The 3004-nt window shown below is 59.6% G+C and carries 4 protein-coding genes; all 4 read right to left on the reverse strand.

The window, feature by feature from the left end:
• A partial coding sequence (locus ACP5PX_RS07350; RefSeq protein ID WP_428085319.1) for a hypothetical protein occupies window positions 1-367 on the reverse strand: 367 nt, incomplete at its 3' end.
• 4 nt (window positions 368-371) lie between these two features.
• Complete coding sequence (locus ACP5PX_RS07355) at window positions 372-2591, reverse strand: ATPase, T2SS/T4P/T4SS family (RefSeq protein WP_428085320.1); 2220 nt, start codon at window positions 2589-2591, stop codon at window positions 372-374.
• Window positions 2560-2778 (reverse strand): hypothetical protein, encoded by a 219-nt coding sequence (locus tag ACP5PX_RS07360; protein WP_428085321.1) that lies wholly within the window; start codon window positions 2776-2778, stop codon window positions 2560-2562. Before ACP5PX_RS07360 ends, ACP5PX_RS07355 begins: the two co-directional genes overlap by 32 nt.
• Window positions 2759-3004: hypothetical protein (locus ACP5PX_RS07365; RefSeq protein ID WP_428085322.1), on the reverse strand; the 246-nt coding region annotated here is incomplete at its 5' end. The genes ACP5PX_RS07365 and ACP5PX_RS07360, both read right to left, overlap by 20 nt.

Genomic DNA, 3004 nt, shown 5'->3' on the forward strand with positions numbered 1-3004 from the left:
CCAGCTGGAGAGCACGGTCCAAGGACCTCTCGCGGCCGGATCGGCTCAGTTCGGCCACGGAACCGCGCACGAGTTGAATCGCCTGACCAAATTCCGGAAAACTTTGGCCCCACCTCTGGGAGAACTTCAGCAGCGCCTCATCCGCGCTGGAATGGAACCGCAGGTAGCACTCAGCCATCTGCCTTTTCAGGTCCTGACCCATTCTGCCCTCCAGCTGCTCGCTGGCGAAGGCACAGGCCCGCTCGAGGTTCGGCGTTATCTTCAGGGCCATAGTGAGGTATCCAACCAGCGCCGCCGCCTCCCCCAACTCCTTTAGATCCTCGTGTTTCGCCCGCCAGCTTGCTGAGGAGAAAATTTTTTCCCGCATGATTTTACCCCGCCTGCCCCTTGGCCGAGTCGAGCCACGTCCGCCAGCTCCTGTACAATTCGCTGTAATCCACGCAGCCGCGCCTGAGCTGTGCCTCAAAAAAAGCGTGCCAGGTTAGGTTAGCCCGTACCACAAACGGAGCCTCGAGCAGCTGCGGCCCTACTGACCTTGCCTCAACCACCAGATCTTCGTGGACCTTGGCGCGAAATTTCAGGTTGCGCATGACCTGGCTTGGCTCCAGACCCCACTTCCTCGCGATGCCCGCGATCAGCTCCGACCTTCCCTGGAGGAGGGCCCGGCTCGGCCGCAAACAGTCGCGGGAATAGTCGTAGGTCATCAAGTTGACAAATCCTCCCTCGGCCACCGGATCCTGACGCCAATTCTTTTTGACCTCGACTATCTGCACCAGCCTTCTGGCCCTTGAGATTCCTCCCCGCATCCGGATGGGCGCTGCCACCGCGATGGCCTCGGTGGCCTTGAAGGAACTCGGCGTTATCCTGAGGTCATGGACCACCCGTTCGAAAACATCCCGAGCGGTGGCCCCGTGAATGGTCCCCAGCACCGAATTTCCCGCCGCCCCCACCCGCATGGCCTCATAGAGCACGCGCGCCTCATCGCCCCTCACCTCACCGATGACCAAGACCGACTCACCGAGCCGAAGCGCTGCCCGGAGCGCCTCCTCAGCGCTGAGCTCGCTTTCCACACCGGAAACCGACGACTGCACCTGAAGGGACTGGACCTTGAAGCCGAGCTCGCGAAGTCTTTCCACCATGAGCTCCCGGGTGTCCTCGATGGTGATAAACCTGAACTTGGGAAGTATCTCCAGCATCAGCGCCCCCAAAAGCGAAGTTTTGCCCGCCCCGCGGCTACCGGCAATCAGCAGGGAGGTCTGCGAGTCGACCAGCAGGCTGAGCAGGCCCGCGGCAAATGGCGTCAAAAACCTCGCCTGGACGAACTGCGGCAGCGTCCATGGGGTGGGCTTGTGCCTGCGGATCGCGAAGGCAATCCCGCCCGGGCTGAGCGGCGGCCCGATGGCAGCGACCCTCACCCCATCCAGATTAAGATCCAAAACCGGATCAGCCTCGGAAAAGGGCCGGCCGCTGAGCGAACGAAACCTAGAGATCATAGAACAGGCGTCGTCTGGTGTCAGGAAGATGTTGGTCAGGCACTCCTCGTGGTCGCGGTGCAATATGTGTACCGGCGTGCTCCCAACGGGTGAATCGATGTAGATGTCCTGGATTCTCGGATCTGCCAGCAGGGACTCAAGCAGGCCCAGGCCGGCCGTGAACTTGGACAGGCTCAGGGCTAAACTCTTGATCTCTTCCCGCGAAACTTGAATTTTCTCCTTCACCGCTTTCTCGATCATCAGCCTCTCGCCCCAACGCACAATTTGTTTACGGGCCTGCGCCAGATCACCGTCCAGCGCTCGATGGCTGTCGACGATCGCCTGCTGGGCGTGCTGCAGCAGCTTCACCTGATTGTGGGAGAGCCGGTACTCGGGCGGAAGAAAGAGGTACAAGTTCTGAAGCTTTTCAGGGAGATGGTAGATCCTCACCTCGCCGCCTTCAATCTGGTAGGAATCCACAAGCTCGCTGTTGGGCGGCGGCTCCATCTTCAGGCGTGAGGACAGAAAACATGGTCTGATGAGGGGCTGCAGGAACTCGGAATATTTCAGACCGATTCTCTCGGCTCTGAGCAGTGCCGAGCTTTTAAGGGAGCTCAGGAGCGGCTCCAGATTCTTCGCGATGAAATCCGAGCGGCATTTCTGGCAAACCTCTGCCCCGCGCTCCTTTTTCACATTCATTCTCTGGTGCAGCTCCTGAAGCCTGCGAAAGCCGGCCACTGGGTCCGCGGAGAGCTCCTCAAGCACCCTGCGGAGCTGAAACTCCCGCGAGGCCGCGCATCTCTTGCAATCCCCGGAGACGAGGTTGGCGGGAAGCCACCGCTGAGCCTCGTCAAGGATTCCCGCGACCTCCTTGAGCGCCTGAAAACCCACCCCGGTGTACTCGTGCTCATACATTCCAGAAAGGATGACCACATCGACGTCGGGTTCCTCCATCAGCGCCTGCAGCACCCTCTTCCGGCATTCACGGGATTTCTCGATGGAGGCCCCTCCTAGGCAGCCCAGGCACTTAAACTTCATCACGCGCTCGGTGCCCAGGGCTGTTACGGTCCTCTCGCAGACCACCGCGCTACCTCCCCCGCCGCTGAGAACCTGCCTCAAAACCAGGCGATGCGAGTTCAAACTTGCTAAAAAATTTCGTCAGCTCGGCCAGATTGTTTTCCAAGGTTGAGATTCGCCTCTCCAAGACTTGCAGGCGCTGGCCCAACACCTTAACATCGTCGCACAGCCTGGCTATCCCTCTCCCGTGCTCCGCAAGTATGGCTTCATCACCGACTTTTTTGAACATTGCCCGATTCAGCCTCCCGGACTTGTGAAACCGAAACGCCGCGCCTTTTTCTCACCTCTTGAAGCTCGAAAAGCCAGGTCGAAAGCTGCGAAATCTGCTTCGAGATCTCATCATTCTGGAGCAGTTCCTTCCAGGATCCGGGACAGGACATCAACAGGACCCAAGTTCGCTCGCTCAGCACTCCAGACTCATGGAGTTCCTCGAAGAGCTTCTCTGGCTTCGTGCC

This window comes from Hadarchaeum sp. (SeqCode), from assembly GCF_049969415.1.
Lineage (GTDB): Archaea > Hadarchaeota > Hadarchaeia > Hadarchaeales > Hadarchaeaceae > Hadarchaeum.